This is a genomic window from Chryseobacterium cucumeris (assembly GCF_001593385.1).
Taxonomy (GTDB): domain Bacteria; phylum Bacteroidota; class Bacteroidia; order Flavobacteriales; family Weeksellaceae; genus Chryseobacterium; species Chryseobacterium cucumeris.
In genome coordinates this window covers 132184-147149 of sequence record NZ_LUVZ01000046.1, presented here as the reverse complement: position 1 = coordinate 147149, position 14966 = coordinate 132184, and the positions used below count along the sequence as shown (strand labels likewise).

12 protein-coding genes are annotated in these 14966 nt (G+C 36.5%); 6 read left to right on the top strand and 6 right to left on the bottom strand.

Translation table 11 applies throughout. The annotated features are described in order from the left end of the window. Nucleotides 1–19: 19 nt before the first annotated feature. Nucleotides 20–616 carry a TetR/AcrR family transcriptional regulator gene (locus tag A1704_RS22445; RefSeq protein WP_034694942.1) on the bottom strand — a complete coding sequence of 199 codons (597 nt, stop codon included), beginning with the start codon at nucleotides 614–616 and terminating at the stop codon, nucleotides 20–22. A gap of 301 nt (nucleotides 617–917) precedes the next feature. Between A1704_RS22445 and A1704_RS22440 the strand changes: the two genes are divergently transcribed. Beyond that, complete coding sequence (locus A1704_RS22440) at nucleotides 918–1472, top strand: thioredoxin family protein (RefSeq protein WP_002976725.1); 555 nt, start codon at nucleotides 918–920, stop codon at nucleotides 1470–1472. A 124-nt stretch (nucleotides 1473–1596) separates the two neighbouring features. Here the strand turns inward: A1704_RS22440 and A1704_RS22435 are convergent, their stop codons facing one another. Next, entirely contained in the window at nucleotides 1597–2502 is a 906-nt protein-coding gene (locus tag A1704_RS22435; protein ID WP_062676223.1) for an AraC family transcriptional regulator, read from the bottom strand. Nucleotides 2503–2625: 123 nt separating this feature from the next. Here A1704_RS22435 and A1704_RS22430 point away from each other — a divergent pair, with 123 nt between their 5' ends. The 3 genes from A1704_RS22430 to A1704_RS22420 are packed head-to-tail and all read left to right on the top strand — an operon-like array spanning nucleotide 2626 to nucleotide 7804. Then, on the top strand, nucleotides 2626–3855 hold the full coding sequence (locus A1704_RS22430) for an MFS transporter (protein ID WP_062676222.1): 1230 nt from the start codon (nucleotides 2626–2628) through the stop codon (nucleotides 3853–3855). Between the two features lie 2 nt (nucleotides 3856–3857). Beyond that, nucleotides 3858–5339, top strand: a complete 1482-nt coding sequence (locus A1704_RS22425) for a trehalase family glycosidase (RefSeq protein WP_062676221.1) — start codon at nucleotides 3858–3860, stop codon at nucleotides 5337–5339. A 23-nt stretch (nucleotides 5340–5362) separates the two neighbouring features. Continuing rightward, nucleotides 5363–7804 (top strand): TonB-dependent receptor, encoded by a 2442-nt coding sequence (locus A1704_RS22420; RefSeq protein ID WP_062676220.1) that lies wholly within the window; start codon nucleotides 5363–5365, stop codon nucleotides 7802–7804. Nucleotides 7805–8055: 251 nt separating this feature from the next. Here A1704_RS22420 and A1704_RS22415 read toward each other — a convergent pair whose 3' ends face one another. Continuing rightward, on the bottom strand, nucleotides 8056–8694 hold the full coding sequence (locus A1704_RS22415; RefSeq protein WP_062676308.1) for an MBL fold metallo-hydrolase: 639 nt from the start codon (nucleotides 8692–8694) through the stop codon (nucleotides 8056–8058). A 70-nt stretch (nucleotides 8695–8764) separates the two neighbouring features. On the opposite strand from A1704_RS22415, the gene A1704_RS22410 reads away from it, so the two are divergent. Both A1704_RS22410 and A1704_RS22405 read left to right on the top strand, forming a co-directional pair. Beyond that, on the top strand, nucleotides 8765–9982 hold the full coding sequence (locus A1704_RS22410; RefSeq protein WP_062676219.1) for a type IX secretion system plug protein: 1218 nt from the start codon (nucleotides 8765–8767) through the stop codon (nucleotides 9980–9982). Nucleotides 9983–10335: 353 nt separating this feature from the next. Continuing rightward, nucleotides 10336–12288, top strand: a complete 1953-nt coding sequence (locus tag A1704_RS22405; protein WP_062676218.1) for a M4 family metallopeptidase — start codon at nucleotides 10336–10338, stop codon at nucleotides 12286–12288. 79 nt (nucleotides 12289–12367) lie between these two features. Here A1704_RS22405 and hemH read toward each other — a convergent pair whose 3' ends face one another. Genes hemH through A1704_RS22390 form a run of 3 tightly spaced genes read right to left on the bottom strand, consistent with a single transcriptional unit; the run spans nucleotide 12368 to nucleotide 14828 of the window. Next, entirely contained in the window at nucleotides 12368–13396 is a 1029-nt protein-coding gene (gene hemH, locus A1704_RS22400) for a ferrochelatase (protein WP_062676217.1), read from the bottom strand. Nucleotides 13397–13411: 15 nt separating this feature from the next. Beyond that, nucleotides 13412–13939, bottom strand: a complete 528-nt coding sequence (locus A1704_RS22395; RefSeq protein ID WP_062676216.1) for an NADPH-dependent FMN reductase — start codon at nucleotides 13937–13939, stop codon at nucleotides 13412–13414. A gap of 10 nt (nucleotides 13940–13949) precedes the next feature. Beyond that, entirely contained in the window at nucleotides 13950–14828 is an 879-nt protein-coding gene (locus A1704_RS22390; RefSeq protein WP_062676215.1) for a NifU family protein, read from the bottom strand. Between the last annotated feature and the right edge of the window lie 138 nt (nucleotides 14829–14966).

Sequence of the window (14966 nt, the reverse complement as noted above, 5' to 3'; positions counted from 1 at the left end):
TTTTTAATTCAAAAAAAATCTATAAAGACTTAATAAAAGCCGAAACAGTTTCGTCCAAAGTCGTTTTATTCATTGTTGAAGGGATATCAGCTGTACGCATCATCATAATAGAGATCATTCCATGTACGGCAGAAAACAGAGCATGAGACATATGACAGGCATTGTCCGGATTGGATCCGTTTTTCTTTATAATCTCATAAGTACATTCATAAATAAGTTCCTGGAATGATGAGAATTCTTTTTTCATCTGTCCTTTTCCACAACATTGCATTCCAAGACCAAACATAAGCTGGTAATATTCCTTATTTTTAAAAGCAAAGTTCCAGTACGCATCCACAATGGCAACAAGCTGCTCTTCCGGAGTATCGTGCTTCTGCTGAGCTTTTAACAGTTCAATGTGTAACTTATGAAAGCCATCTAAAGAAATTTCAAATAGAATAGCTTCTTTATTTTCAAAATAATCATATACAACGGGAGCGCTATACTCAATAGCATCTGCTATCTTGCGCATAGAAAGCGAACCCCAGCCTTCAGTTTTAGCCAACGTAAAAGCAGCCTGCAAAATATTTGCACGGATGGATTCTTTTTCTCGTTGACGGCGTTCATGTAGACCCATGATTTTTATTTACTAACAGCGTTAGCAAAACTACAAACTTTTTAATATAACTTCCAAGGGATATTGTAAGTTTTATAGGTTCGTCTGCTTTTTAAAGAAGATTAATTAAAGGCTGGAAGCTGGAAGAATGGGTGCTGGAAGTTATTTTGAAGGTAAATAATATAATAATAGAATTTGACTATAACTATTTTTGAGGGCTAACAATCTTCATCCTCCAGCTTCCTTACCTATTAAAAATGAAAATGTCTTCTTCCTAATTAACAAAAGAAATAATTATCTTTGCCGGTAAAGAAATAAGGATATGAATACTCCCTCAAATATGCTGGCATTAGGAACAAAAGCTCCGTTTTTTGAACTTCCTAACCCGTCAAAAACGAATGAACTTCAGTCTTTGGAAGAGCTGAAAGGAGAAAAAGGTACTTTGGTGATCTTTATGTGCAACCATTGTCCGTTTGTTCTTCATGTGATTGATAAGATCAATGAATTGTACGAAGATTATAACGAGCGTGGAATTGAATTCATCGCCATCAATGCGAATGATATTGAAAAATATCCGGCAGACTCTCCGGAAAAAATGATCGAATTCCAGATTGAAAGAAGATTTGATTTCCCTTATCTGTTTGATGAAAGCCAGGCAGTAGCAAAAGCTTATGATGCAGCTTGTACACCGGATTTTTATTTCTTTGATGATAAGCTTGACCTTGTATACAGAGGTCAGATGGATGATTCAAGACCTGGAAATAATAAAGATGTAACCGGAGAAGATCTGATTATTGCTTTTGAAAATCTTTTGGCTGGAGAACCTCAGGAAGAAATTCAGAGACCTAGCATGGGATGCAATATTAAATGGAAATAATTTTAGATAATCACTAATTATTACTCAATAATACAAAGCTGCTCTTTTGGAGTGGCTTTTTTGTTTCTTGCAACATAGTTCACCTATTATCCACACAGTCTGTCACTCTGGTAGAAGTCTTCTATTAAAAACTTATTTTAGCTTTAGTCTCCTTTTCAGTCTTTATATCTACATTAACATTGCTATGAGAATAATTCCTGATAAATTCTGAAGGAGTCTTCCCCGTATATTTTTTAAACATCCTGTTAAAATAGGTCACATTATTAAAGCCACACTGGTAGCTGCATTCTGAAATAGATCTGTCCTGCGCCATCAGCAGACAGGCTTTATTAATTCTATAGCGGTTCACAAACTCTGTAAACGTAATCTGGGTTGCTTTTTTAAAGAAATTACAGAAAGCTGGTAAAGTCAGGTTAGCTAGTTTTGCTACTTCTTCAATATCAATTTCCTTGTCGTAATGATGTTCTACATAGGTAAATATATTCTCAAGACGGGTTTTATTTTTAGAAATAATGGTGTAGGGCATGATTTCCTTGTTTAAAAGATCATAATCCTCACATTTTGAAAGTTCAAAAAGAATTTCCAACAGCAATAAGTATCTTTTATAGCCTTCTGATTCCAGCATCAGTTTCAGCCTGGGAAGCATTACCTTTTTTACTTTATGATGAAAATGAATCCCGTACTTTGAAAGTTCCAACAGGTTTTTAATAGATCTCGATTCTACTTCCTGCTCGGGAAACTGAAGGATTTCTTCTTTGAACTGAAGTACAATTTCTTCATGCGGATCAATAGAATTCAGACCGAATCCGGAGTGGGGAATATTGGACCCGATTAATACCAGATCTCCGTTCGTATAATTACTTTTATGATAACCCACGTGACGGGTTCCATTCCCGGAAATAACACATACCAGCTCAATTTCGGGATGATAATGATACTCCCATTTGAATTCTGAAATGGGAGAATTATTATGAATGGTGCGGAATGAGCTCTTTTCATTAGGGATTACCCTTTCAAAAGTAACTTTCATCTAATTAATCATATTTATTCACTAAAAATACTAAATATATTAATATAGTTCAAATATTGATTTACTGTGTTAAATTATCGTTAACAGAAATGCTTCTATCTTAGCCAACAAGAAATCACCTGAATGAAAAATCTTAACATCAAGGCCGTTTTATTTTTAAACTATTTTGTCTTTGCCATTCTTCTGAATTCTGTAGGAACAGTCATTCTACAGGTACAGCAGAATTTTGGGATTTCAAAATCTTCGGCAAGCGTTCTGGAAGGCTTCAAAGATCTTCCAATCGCCATATGTTCTTTCATTCTGGCTTCATTTCTTCCGAAGATAGGAATCAAAAAATCAATGCTGATTGCTTTATTGCTGGTAAGCTGCATGTGTTTTGTAATGCCTTTTACCAATGACTTCTGGGTATTCAAGTTACTATTTGCAACCGTAGGAGTTTCATTTGCATTAATCAAAATATCGGTTTTTACTTCTATCGGGCTGGTAACGGAAACAGATAAAGAACATTCCAGTTTTATGGGATTTCTGGAAGGGTTTTTTATGATCGGAGTACTGGCTGGAAATGTTTTATTCAGTTTATATATAGATGATCATAATCCGAAATCTACTGAATGGCTGAATGTGTATTGGGTGCTGGGAGGACTTTCAAGTTTGTCTTTTTTATTTTTATTCTTTTCAAAACTGAACGAACAGGAAGCTAAAAGTGATAAAACAGATCTCTTGGGAGATTTAAAAAATAGTGTAAGCTTATTCAGCTATAAAAAAGTATTATGTTTTTTATTATGCGCTTTCCTTTTTGTATTGGTAGAGCAGAGCTTTCAAACGTGGACGCCCACATTTTATAAAGAGATTTTAAAAGTGCCTACCTCTATGAGTATTCAGGCGGGAGCGGTTTTAGCGGGAGCTTTTGCTTTGGGAAGATTTTTATCGGGATTCTTCTCTAAAAAATTCAGCTGGATCTATGTAGTCTCTTTCTGTGTGGTAGGTTTTGCTATCAGTTTATTGCTGGTTTTGCCCTTGACCCATAATATTCATATTGATACAAATACAAACTGGTTGAATGCTCCTTTGGTCGTGTATTTATTTCCTTTGATGGGAGGTTTGCTGGCACCAATTTATCCAAGCATTAATTCTGTGATTCTGGCATCAATCCCTAAATATCTGCACAGTGCGATGTCAGGATTGATCGTTGTTTTCTCAGCAATCGGGGGAACGATAGGTTCTATCATTACCGGTTTTGTATTTCAGGAGTTCAGCGGGCAGCGGGCATTTTACCTTTCTCTGATTCCGCTTTCATTACTGATCACTTCGGCAGTGTTCATGAATAAATTAAAAATTAATCCTAAAAAATAACAATGAGTAATCAGCTTTATATAAACGAAATTCAAAGTCTGTTTGATAATGTACAGAGATCTGAAATTTTTGAGGATCAGAAAATGATGACGGATGCAGTTCCTCTTTTTCCCATTGCAAAGATCAATGAGGATTATGAACAATCCAAAAATACGGAAGGTTTTGATCTGAAAGATTTTGTGATGACTCATTTTGACTTTTTAGGAGCAAGAGTTTCTGTTCAGAGACAAGATCAGCTCCCTATTGGTGAACATATCGAAAAGTTGTGGGATGAACTCACCCGTACAGCATATGAAGAAAAAGGGACCCTTTTAAAATTGCCAAAGCCTTATGTCGTTCCGGGTGGTCGTTTTAATGAGTTTTTCTATTGGGACAGTTATTTTATCATGCTAGGATTACAGGTTTCGGGAAGAGTAGAAATGATGGAAAACATTATTGAAAACTGTTCTTATCTGATCCAAAATATAGGATTTGTTCCGAATGCAAGCAGAACTCACTTCCTGAGCAGATCGCAGCCTCCTTACTTTTCATTAATGCTGGATCTTCTTTTCGAAACGACAGGAGACAAGGAGATTTATGTGAAATACCACGAAACACTGGAGAAAGAATATGCTTTCTGGATGAATGGGGAAGAAGGACTTGAAAACGGGTCCAGTGTAAAAAGAGTGGTAAAAACAACAGAGGGAGATATCCTGAACCGTTATTACGATGCAGAAAATACACCACGGCCCGAAAGTTATCTGATCGATATTGAAGATCATGAGAAAGCTTCAGGTGATGAATTTTACAGAAATATAAGAAGCGCCTGTGAATCGGGTTGGGATTTTTCCAGCCGATGGTTTGCAGACGGAGAAAATATACAGACAATAGAAACGCTGAATCTTGCCCAGGTTGATTTGAACTGTCTTTTGTGGCATTTGGAAATGACTTTGGCGAAATCTTCAGCACTTCAGAATCTGAGTGAAAAAGAAAATTATTTTTCAGAAAGAGCAGCAAGCCGAAGACAGATGATCAATAACTATTTCTGGGATGGAAATACTAACAATTATAAAGATTATCACACTAAAAAAAACACAAAAACACCGTCTGAACATATTGCTGCTCTTTACCCTTTATTCCTTGGAATTGCAGATCAGGAGCAGGCTGAGGCAGTTGCTAAAGCTGTTGCTGAAAAGTTTCTTTACCAGGGTGGTCTTGTTACTACAACTAAAAACTCGGGTCAGCAGTGGGATCTTCCCAATGCGTGGGCTCCTTATCAATGGTTAGGATTTAAAGCAATGAAAAATTACGGCTTTGATGAGCTGGCAGAAAAAATTAAAAACAACTGGTGTTCCAATGTAGAAAGGGTCTACAAAAACACCGGAAAGCTGATGGAAAAATACAATGCATTAGACACAGAAACAATAGCAGGCGGAGGGGAATACCCTAATCAGGACGGATTCGGTTGGACCAATGGAGTGTATTTACAATTACAACAGAACTGAAACTAACAATAAAAAATAAGGCTATGAAAAAAAAATCGATCTTTTTAATCGCCGCAACAGCTACGTTATACTTTAATAATGCTTATGCCCAGGAAACACCGCAGGATTCTGCAAAAGTTTCTTCCATCGATCAGATTGTCATTACAGGAAACTCAAATCCAAAGAAAAAAATAGAATCCAGTACAGCAATTTCCACATTTAGCTCCAAAGAAATTCAGAAACAGAACCCGATCAGTGCTGCTGCTTTATTGCAAAGAGTTCCGGGATTTGCGGTGGAAACTTCAGGTGGTGAAGTAGGAAACAACCTTTTCGCAAGAGGAATTCCTTCTGCAGGAGCTTATGAATTTGTACAGGTACAGGAAGACGGTCTTCCGGTTTTCGAAGACGGAGCACTTCAGTTTGCCAATGCTGACAACTTTTTCCGTGTAGACAATTCTGTCAACCGTATGGAAGCGTTGAGAGGAGGGTCAGGTTCTATTTTTGCAACAAATTCACCTGGAGGTCTGATCAACTTTATTACCAGAGAAGGAACCAATGATTTCAGAGGTACGGCGAAACTTGAAACCAGTACCTACGGATTGATGCGTACCGATGTGAATGTAGGAGGCGCTTTGGTTCAGGATAAATTGTTTTTTAATGTCGGTGGTTTTTACAGAACAGATGACGGAATCAGAAAAACAGGTTTCAAAGCCAATAATGGGGGGCAAATCAGAATGAATCTGAAATATGTCTTTGATAAAGGCTATGTAAAAGTATATTACAAAAAACTGGATGACAGAAATACATTCTTCCTTCCGATTCCTTTAATCCAGAACGGAAATAAACTGAAAGGATTCCAGGGATTTGATCCTAATTACGGAACATATAGTTACAGAGCCATCAGCCAGCTGAATATTCCACAGGCCGGAGGTGGATTTTTCAACAGAAATCTTGAAGATGGAATCCATCCGAAAGTAGATGCATTGGGTGCAGAGTTTAAATATGATCTTGGAAATAATTTCAGTGTTTTAAACAAAACGAGATACACCAATATCAATATGAATTATACGGGGATTTTTCCTGCAGGAGGTCCAAAGCTAGCTTCTAAATATGCTACTGATGCCGTGAAAGATGGTGGGCTTGGAATGAGCAATTATCAGTATTCTCTCGTAAGCAACGGAGCTGTTGTTAATCCTGAGTATGTACAAAAATTAGGATTCTGGGCAATCGACAAACAGATGAATAATTTTGTGAATGATTTACAATTCAGTTATAAATTTGACAAAGGAAATGTTACGGCTGGTTTTTATAAATCCAACTGGAAATCTCAGCAATACTGGAACTGGAGTAATGTTCTGGCAACTGCTACAGACAGACCTGAACTTTTAAATCTGGTAAACCCGTCTATGAGCCCGTCTGATGACGGATACTCTAAAACCTACAATGGTGTGATGGATATGACATTTTTGCAAAGAAGAACTCAGACTCAGGGAAGTTTGAATGATCTTTATGTAAACTTAGACTATAACATTACCGATGCTTTAAGTGTAAATGGAGGCCTTCGTTACAGCCATGATTATTACAAAGGAAATTTTGCCAATACCACCACTTCTAATTTAAATAATTCTGGATTAACAACTGATGGAACTCATGGTTTCAACACGACGACGGCTGATGATAATATGAGTGTATTGGGAAATAAATACACCTATTGGAACTTTAATGTGGATAAAGTTTCCTTTACATTAGCTGCCAATTATAAAATCAACAGAGAGAATGCGGTGTATGCTCGTTTCTCCAACGGTTTCAGATCTCCGAATGAAGAAGCTTATTACAACTATTTCTCCACTCCAAACCCTGACAAACCTTTAAAATCAGTAACCACCAATCAGTTAGAAGTTGGATATAAATATTACTCGCGTACCTTTGACATAGCGGTGATTCCATTCTATTCTACCTTGAATAATCTTTCATTTACAGATATCTTCTCTGATGGAAAATCTGAAAATACTTTTGCGAATACCCAAAACTATGGAGTTGAATTTGAAGGATATGCCCGTTTATTCAATAATATTTTAGAAGTTGCATTCAATGGAACCGTTCAAAGCCCGAAATATAAAAACCTTGAAGCCGGAAGTGTACTTGAAGGAAATGTGGTAAGAAGAATGCCAAAGTTTTATTTTAATATCTCACCGGCGGTGAACATTACCAAGTCATGGAGAGCCTATGTAAGTATGAATTATTATGGAAAACGTTTCCAGGATGAGAAGAATGTACAGACCCTACCTTCTTTTACAGAATTTGGAGCGGGAATGTCTTACCAGTTAGGAAGAATACGCTTTGCAGTAGATGGTACCAATATCTTTAACACTATTGGTATTACAGAAGGAGACCCAAGAGCAGGATCGCCCAATGGAGACGGAATCATCATGGCAAGACCTATTATAGGAGCAGCTGCCAGAGCATCAATCACACTGGATTTCTAGACTCTATTTCTTAATAAAAACAAAACCGTCAGAATTTCTGACGGTTTTGTTTTTATTACTAGTACTGTCCGATAAAGAGGATAAATATATTGAAAACAATATTTACGTCATAGATTAACAGGTCGGTCCTGCGGATCTCTATTTTACCGGTGCCTCATTTTTTCTACTAACAGTTGATCCCGATGGGATCAAATACAGCTCCAATAAGTTTTGATTTCAGGGGTTGGTACAATTCAATCCCTCAAACCTTTTTACTTTAAAAACGGATTATACTGTTTCTCAAAACCAATCGATGTAGGATTTCCATGTCCTGAGAAAACCTGGGTATCATTATCCAGAATGAAAAGTTTTGATTTAATTCCTTCAATCAGCTGATCATAATTTCCTTTATACAGATCTGTTCTTCCGATACTTCCTTCAAAAAGAACATCACCGGAAATCATGAATTTCTGATTTTCATTATGATAAACAACACTTCCTGGAGAATGTCCCGGAACATGATATATTTTGAATTTTTCTCCATCCAGATCAAGCTCATCACCTTCCTTTATATATTCTACATTCACTTTTACCGGATTGATCTGCATTCCGAATCTCATCCCGCTTGCCTGAAGCATATCCAGTACTTCCTGGTCTTCCTGATGCATATTCACAGGTACGTTAAATTTATCAAAAGCCCATTGAAGTCCCAATACATGATCAATATGAGCATGGGTCAGGAGTATTTTCCGAATCTTCAGTCCTTTTTCAGTAATGAAGTTATCAATAGCCTGAGTTTCCTGAGCATTCATATTTCCCGGATCAATTAACCAGGCATTTTTATTTTCGTTATAAAGGATATAAGTGTTTTCGCTCGCAAAGTTGAATACGAAACCTTGAATCTGAAGCATATCTGAATATTTTTTATTCAAAAATACGATATTATTAAGAAAATGGCTATTTTTCGTTATCTTCGTCATAATGAAAACTTTGCGAATACTCTTACTTTCTTTGGGCGGACTGGTTTTTGGACAAAATATCCAAAGTGTTCAGCTGTTCAATCCTCAGACCAATGATGAAACTCCGGTCATTAAGATAGGCGAACAACTGGTTCTGGGCTTTGATGATCTTACGAATGGCAGTCAGATCTATAGATACACATTCAAACATTATGACAGAAACTGGAATGAAGATAATCTGTTTTTTACAGAATTTGCTACCGGAAGTATGAATGCACTGCTGGATCAGTTTCAGTATTCTTTCAATACGTTACAGGCTTATACCCACTATAAACTTGTTTTCCCGAATGATAAAATCCAGCTGAAAGTCTCAGGGAATTATGAACTGATTGTCTACAAAGATTCGGCAGATCAGCCTCTGTTCAAAAAACGATTTTATCTGGTGGAAGATGTAACATCCGTGGGCTTGAATATTTCAAGATTTGCAGACGCAAAAAATCCAAATCTTAATCAGAGGGTAGAAGTGAATGTTTCGCCGAAAGGCGGAGATATTTCTTCCAATGTTAATTCAATTACCATGAATGTGATGCAAAATAACAACCCGAATATGGTGATATCCAATCTTAAACCGAGCAGTGTTTTAGGAAATCAGGTTTTGTTCCAGCAGATGAATCTTGTTTTTCCTGGGGATAATGAGTTTTATTATTTCGATAATAAAAATATGAATATGGCCGCGGATATGGTGCGTGCTACCGAAATAAAAGATGATGTCAACCAGACGTATCTACATCCGGTATGGGCATTTCCTTTAAACTATCAGTACCAACCCGATGTCAATGGAGCATGGTATTACAGAAGGAACGACTTAGGAAGAGAGAGAGATGCAGAAAGAGAAGCGGATTATTCATGGGTACATTTCTACTTGGATTCCGATCCTGTGGATAAAGAAATTTATGTGTTGGGAGGATTTAATAATTTTAAACCCAGTAAGGAAAATCAAATGCAGTATAATGCTTCTACCAAACAATATGTGGCAAAAATATTCCTTAAACAAGGTTTTTATAACTATGTTTTGGTAACAAAAGATGGAAACGGTTTGAATTTTGGAGAAGTAAACGGTAACTTCTGGCAGACAGAAAATCTTTATCAGGCGTTTCTTTATTATGCACCATTTGGAAGAAATTATGATGGGTTAATGGGATATGGAGAATTCAGAACACCCATTGCGAATAAACGTTAAGTAATTATAATTTAAAATATACATAAAAAATAGGGCTGTCTCTTAAGATAGTCCTATTTTTTTGTCCTTATTGAAAGAATTACTCTCTCAAATCTCATATTATGACTAATTTTCTTATAATATAATGCACTGCATAGTGAAAAATATTAATTCACAAAATTTTGATTTTAATTAATTTTTTTAACATGAAATTAACATTGTGGAAAAATTATATTTAAATAATTTTCTTTTTTTTAAAATCATTATTGTGTTTTATTTATTGATTTATAATATCAATTGAATTTTACTCATTGTTTTTGTTGTTTTATTGTGAAAAGTTTATAAATTCGTTACCACAATCAACCAATATTAATATGAAAACTAAATTTATCTTAGTGGCAAGCGTTGCTGCCTGCTCTTTTGTGTTTGGACAAAACACTCCATCGAAATTAGTTCCGGGTAAAAGCGGACTACATGCTGAATTTATGAGATTTGAAAAAAATGCACCTGCGTATCAGGGAACTCCTGTTTTATTTGACGAAACTTCTCAGAGACTTTCTCCGGGACAAGCTCGCAAACTGGGGCTGGAAAAAGATGCATTGGGTTTTGAAACTCAAAGATTTCAACAGACCGTTAATGATATTCCTGTAGAATACGGAATGATGGCTGTTCAGACAAAAGACGGTAAAATTGTAGGACAGTCCGGAAAATGGGTTGTTAAAGTTCCGAAAGGGCTTGACAAAAGTGCCGGTCTTGCTGAAAATGCAGCATTGCAGAGTGCTTTATCCTTCGTAGGTGCTGACGCCTATAAATGGAAAAATAAAGAAGAGGAAGATTTTCTTAAAAAAGAAACAGGCGATCCCAATGCAAGCTATGCTCCTAAAGGTGAATTAGTATATTATTCAGATCCTGATGATGATAAGCTGAATGATTTAAGGCTGGCATATAAATTTGATATCTATGCGGAGAAGCCATTAAGCAGACAATATGTTTTTGTAGATGCTAAAAATGGAAAAGTATTAGGAGTAGATGCAATCATTCATGAAGTAAATACCCCGGGAACAGCAGTTACCGGATATAGCGGAACACGTAGCATCACCACAGATTCTTATAACGGAAGCTATCGCTTAAGAGAAACCGGAAGAAATGCAGGAACTTCAGTAGAAACGTACAACCTGAAAAAAGGAACCAGCTATGCTTCTGCAGTAGACTTCACAGATACAGATAATAACTGGAATAATGTGAACACCAATAAAGACCAATATGCTACCGATGCGCATTGGGGAGCAGAAATGACAGTGGATTATTTCTATACAAAATATGGACGTAAGAGTATTGATAATAATAATTTTGCTATTAAATCTTATGTTCACTATTCTACAAACTATTTCAATGCATTTTGGGATGGTTCCAGAATGACTTATGGTGATGGAAGTTCAACAACAAATGGTGGAAAACCTTTGACAGCAATAGATGTATGTGGTCATGAGATTACACACGGATTGACTTCTAAAACAGCTAATCTTGCTTATCAGAGAGAATCCGGAGCATTGAATGAAGGTTTCTCAGATATCTTCGGAAATACCATTGAGCGTTGGGCAAGACCTACACAGGCAAGCTGGACACTGGGGGAGGATTTCAACTACGTGATCAGAAATATGGCGAATCCAAATGCTTATAGCCAGCCGGATACCTATATGGGAACCTACTGGAAAACTACTACAACTTCCGGTTGTGTTACACCAAGCCAGTCTAATGATTATTGTGGAGTTCATACCAATTCAGGTGTCCTTAACTTCTGGTATTATCTGCTGGTTACAGGAGGTTCTGGTACAAATGACAAAGGTTTTGCCTATAATGTTTCAGGAATTGGTCTGGATAAAGCCGGAGCAATTGCTTACAGAACATTAACGACTTATCTTACTTCTTCTTCTACCTATGCAAATGCAAGAACCTATTCTCTTCAGGCAGCAGCAGATCTGTATGGAGCAGGCAGTAATGAAGTAACCCAGGTTACCAATGCATGGAATGCTGTAGGCGTAGGTGGTGGAACTTCTCCGGCAGGAAAAGTGGCAGCCGCAGATACAGCTCTGTACACCATAAGTCCAAATCCTGCAACAGACAGATTTACCATCAATTTTGAAGGGAAAGCTGGAAAAGGAATTGTAGAACTGGTAAGCCTTACAGGTAAGAAAGAAATTTCTGAGAAAGTAGAAATGACTGATGGAGCCAATAAGCTTAACATCCAATTGCCTTCCAATATTCTTCCGGGAGTATATATTGTATTAGTAAACGGAGAGAAAGCAGGAAACCTTATTAAAAAATAGCACCAAACTTTTTAATATATTCAACAAAAAGGCCGCAAGAATTAACTTGCGGCCTTTTGTATATTTTTAACTAAAAGAATTAAACTAAATAAAAATCATTCAGTTTTTCTTCACAAAGTATTTTTACCACTTCAATCCATCGATCTTCGTCATTCAGACATGGAATATAATGGAAGTTTTCACCGCCGCCATGCATAAACTGTTCTTTTCCTTCTACTGAAATCTCTTCCAGGGTCTCAAGGCAGTCGGAAACAAATGCCGGACATACAACAGCCAGGTTTTTTATTCCCTTTTTACCAATGGTTTCCAGGGTTTCGTCTGTATATGGTTCAATCCACTTGTCTTTTCCTAATCTTGACTGGAATGAAACAATCGTTTTTTCTTTAGGTAAATTCAATTTATCAATGACAAGCTGTGTCGTTTTATAACATTGATGACGATAGCAGAACTGATGACTTGGATTATCTTCTCTGGAACAACAGTCGTTAAGGTTACAGGTCTTGGTGGGATCTGTCTTATAAATATGTCTTTCCGGAACTCCGTGATAAGAAAACTGCAAGGCATCAAAATTTTCAGGAAGCTTTTCTTTAATACTTTCTGCAAGACAGTTGATATAAATATCCCTGTTGTAGAAAGGCTGAATATAATTGATCTTTATAGTTGGAAAATTCTTTTTTCTCACTTCTTCCGCCTTTTCAATCACGGTTTCCGTGGTACTCATTGCATATTGAGGATATAATGGAAAAAGAACAATTTCAGTGACTCCCTGATCAACCAGTTTCTGGATACCAGCTTCAATGCTTGGTTGCGCATATCTCATTCCGATTTCCACAGGAACATCTACCACTTTCTGAAGTTTTTTCTGAATTTGTTTAGTAATAACAATCAGCGGAGAACCTTCATCTGTCCAAACTGTTTTATAGGCTTCAGCAGATTTTGCAGGTCTTGTTTTCAGAATGATTCCCTGTACAAGAAGTGCACGAAAGATCCAACGGTAATCAATCACCCTTTCATCCATCAGAAATTCATCAAGATATTCCTTTACGTCGTTTACAGAAGTTGATCTCGGTGATCCGAGGTTGACTAGTAAAATTCCTTTCTTATTCAATATTCTAAATTTTAATTATGAAACAGAACTTATAAAATCTGTTACTAATTTTGATACTTTGACAAAGGTATTACTTTCCAGTAAGCCATTGCCGTCAAATTTACCTTTTATCCCTTTTATTAATGCCTGATGTTTATCATCTGTTACAGCGCCAAGAGTTTTTAAAATTAATAATAACTCTTCGTGACCTCTTTCTCCACTGGCAGAAGCGGTAATCACAGCAACTGGTTTTTCTGAAAATACAGTTGTAGAAACACACCACTCCAAAAGATTTTTCAATCTGCCCGGGATACTGAAAATATATTCTGGTGTGGAAAATATAACACCTGAAGCGTTTTTAATATCTTCTTTGATTTTCAGAACTTCTTCAGGAGTATGATTATCCGTTAATTCTGTATCAAAATGGGGAAGAAAAGATAGATCAGCATACATCTGAAAGTCCGTATTGTCTGTCTTTTCAAGCACCTGTTCCATCAGCTTCTGATTGCTGGAATTTGCCGAAGCACTTCCAATAATCACCACAATTTTTTTTCCGGGAGGCATTTTGGCAGTTTTATCCGTTTACGGCTTCCACTCTTTCTACTAAGTCCGGAACAAATTGTTTTAAGATATTTTCAATTCCGTTTTTCAAAGTAGCTGTAGAGCTTGGGCAGCCGGAGCATGCACCCTGTAGTAGCATTTTTGCCGTTTTATTTTCCTGATCGTATTCCATCAGAGAAATTTTTCCCCCATCATTTTCTACAGCAGGAGCTACATATTCATTTAAAATGTCAGAAATTTTCTGCTCATCTTCAGTATAATCTCTGTTGATAATTTTCTCAACAGGGTTTTCATGTTTCTGAGGTTCTATTTTTGAAATTTCACCTCCGTTCTGAAGATATTCAGCGATAAGTGCACGAACAGTCATCATTACCTGGTGCCATTCAACTGAATTATCTCTTGTAACCGCTACAAAATTGTCCGAAATGAAAACTTCTGTTGCAAAATCAAACTCTTTAAAAATAGCCTGTGCTAAAGGAACTTCTTCAGCCGCTTCTTTCGATTTTACTTCCACAAAACCATCCATCAGCAGTTTGCTCGAAACAAACTTCATTACATTTGGATTCGGAGTCATTTCAGCATAGATCTGATACATTTCTTTTTTCTTTTGAAGATAAATTCTAGGGTTAGCCAGTAATTCATCCTCAATTACATTTTTCAGACTTTCAGCGACATGTTCCCATTCTATGGTATCCTGTTTTGCTACTGCTACAAAATTAGCGGTAATGAAAACTCTTTCCACAAAAGGATAATTGAAAAGTTCCTGTGCCAGAGGAATTTCCGAAATATCTGAATTTCTGTCCAGTTCTAAAGACCCCGGGATGAGATTGTAATCTGCTACAAATTTCATCACTTTTGGGTTTTCAGTTGGTTCTATAAGTACGGTACGCATTTTTTCGTTAAATTTGAGATACAAAAATACGCATTAGAAGTTAGAAGCTGAAAATTGAGAGTTAGATTTTTGCTATCACTGTAATTTAGAAGTTAGATATCAGAAAAGATAGTGTAATTTTCAATTGGGCACATTTTT

Bases quoted from the DNA above. Each gene is read 5' to 3' on its own strand.
- A1704_RS22445 (WP_034694942.1), bottom strand. From the start codon at position 616: ATGGGTCTACATGAACGCCGTCAACGAGAAAAAGAATCCATCCGTGCA.
- A1704_RS22440 (WP_002976725.1), top strand. From the start codon at position 918: ATGAATACTCCCTCAAATATGCTGGCATTAGGAACAAAAGCTCCGTTT.
- A1704_RS22435 (WP_062676223.1), bottom strand. From the start codon at position 2,502: ATGAAAGTTACTTTTGAAAGGGTAATCCCTAATGAAAAGAGCTCATTC.
- A1704_RS22430 (WP_062676222.1), top strand. From the start codon at position 2,626: ATGAAAAATCTTAACATCAAGGCCGTTTTATTTTTAAACTATTTTGTC.
- A1704_RS22425 (WP_062676221.1), top strand. From the start codon at position 3,858: ATGAGTAATCAGCTTTATATAAACGAAATTCAAAGTCTGTTTGATAAT.
- A1704_RS22420 (WP_062676220.1), top strand. From the start codon at position 5,363: ATGAAAAAAAAATCGATCTTTTTAATCGCCGCAACAGCTACGTTATAC.
- A1704_RS22415 (WP_062676308.1), bottom strand. From the start codon at position 8,694: ATGCTTCAGATTCAAGGTTTCGTATTCAACTTTGCGAGCGAAAACACT.
- A1704_RS22410 (WP_062676219.1), top strand. From the start codon at position 8,765: ATGAAAACTTTGCGAATACTCTTACTTTCTTTGGGCGGACTGGTTTTT.
- A1704_RS22405 (WP_062676218.1), top strand. From the start codon at position 10,336: ATGAAAACTAAATTTATCTTAGTGGCAAGCGTTGCTGCCTGCTCTTTT.
- A1704_RS22395 (WP_062676216.1), bottom strand. From the start codon at position 13,939: ATGCCTCCCGGAAAAAAAATTGTGGTGATTATTGGAAGTGCTTCGGCA.
- A1704_RS22390 (WP_062676215.1), bottom strand. From the start codon at position 14,828: ATGCGTACCGTACTTATAGAACCAACTGAAAACCCAAAAGTGATGAAA.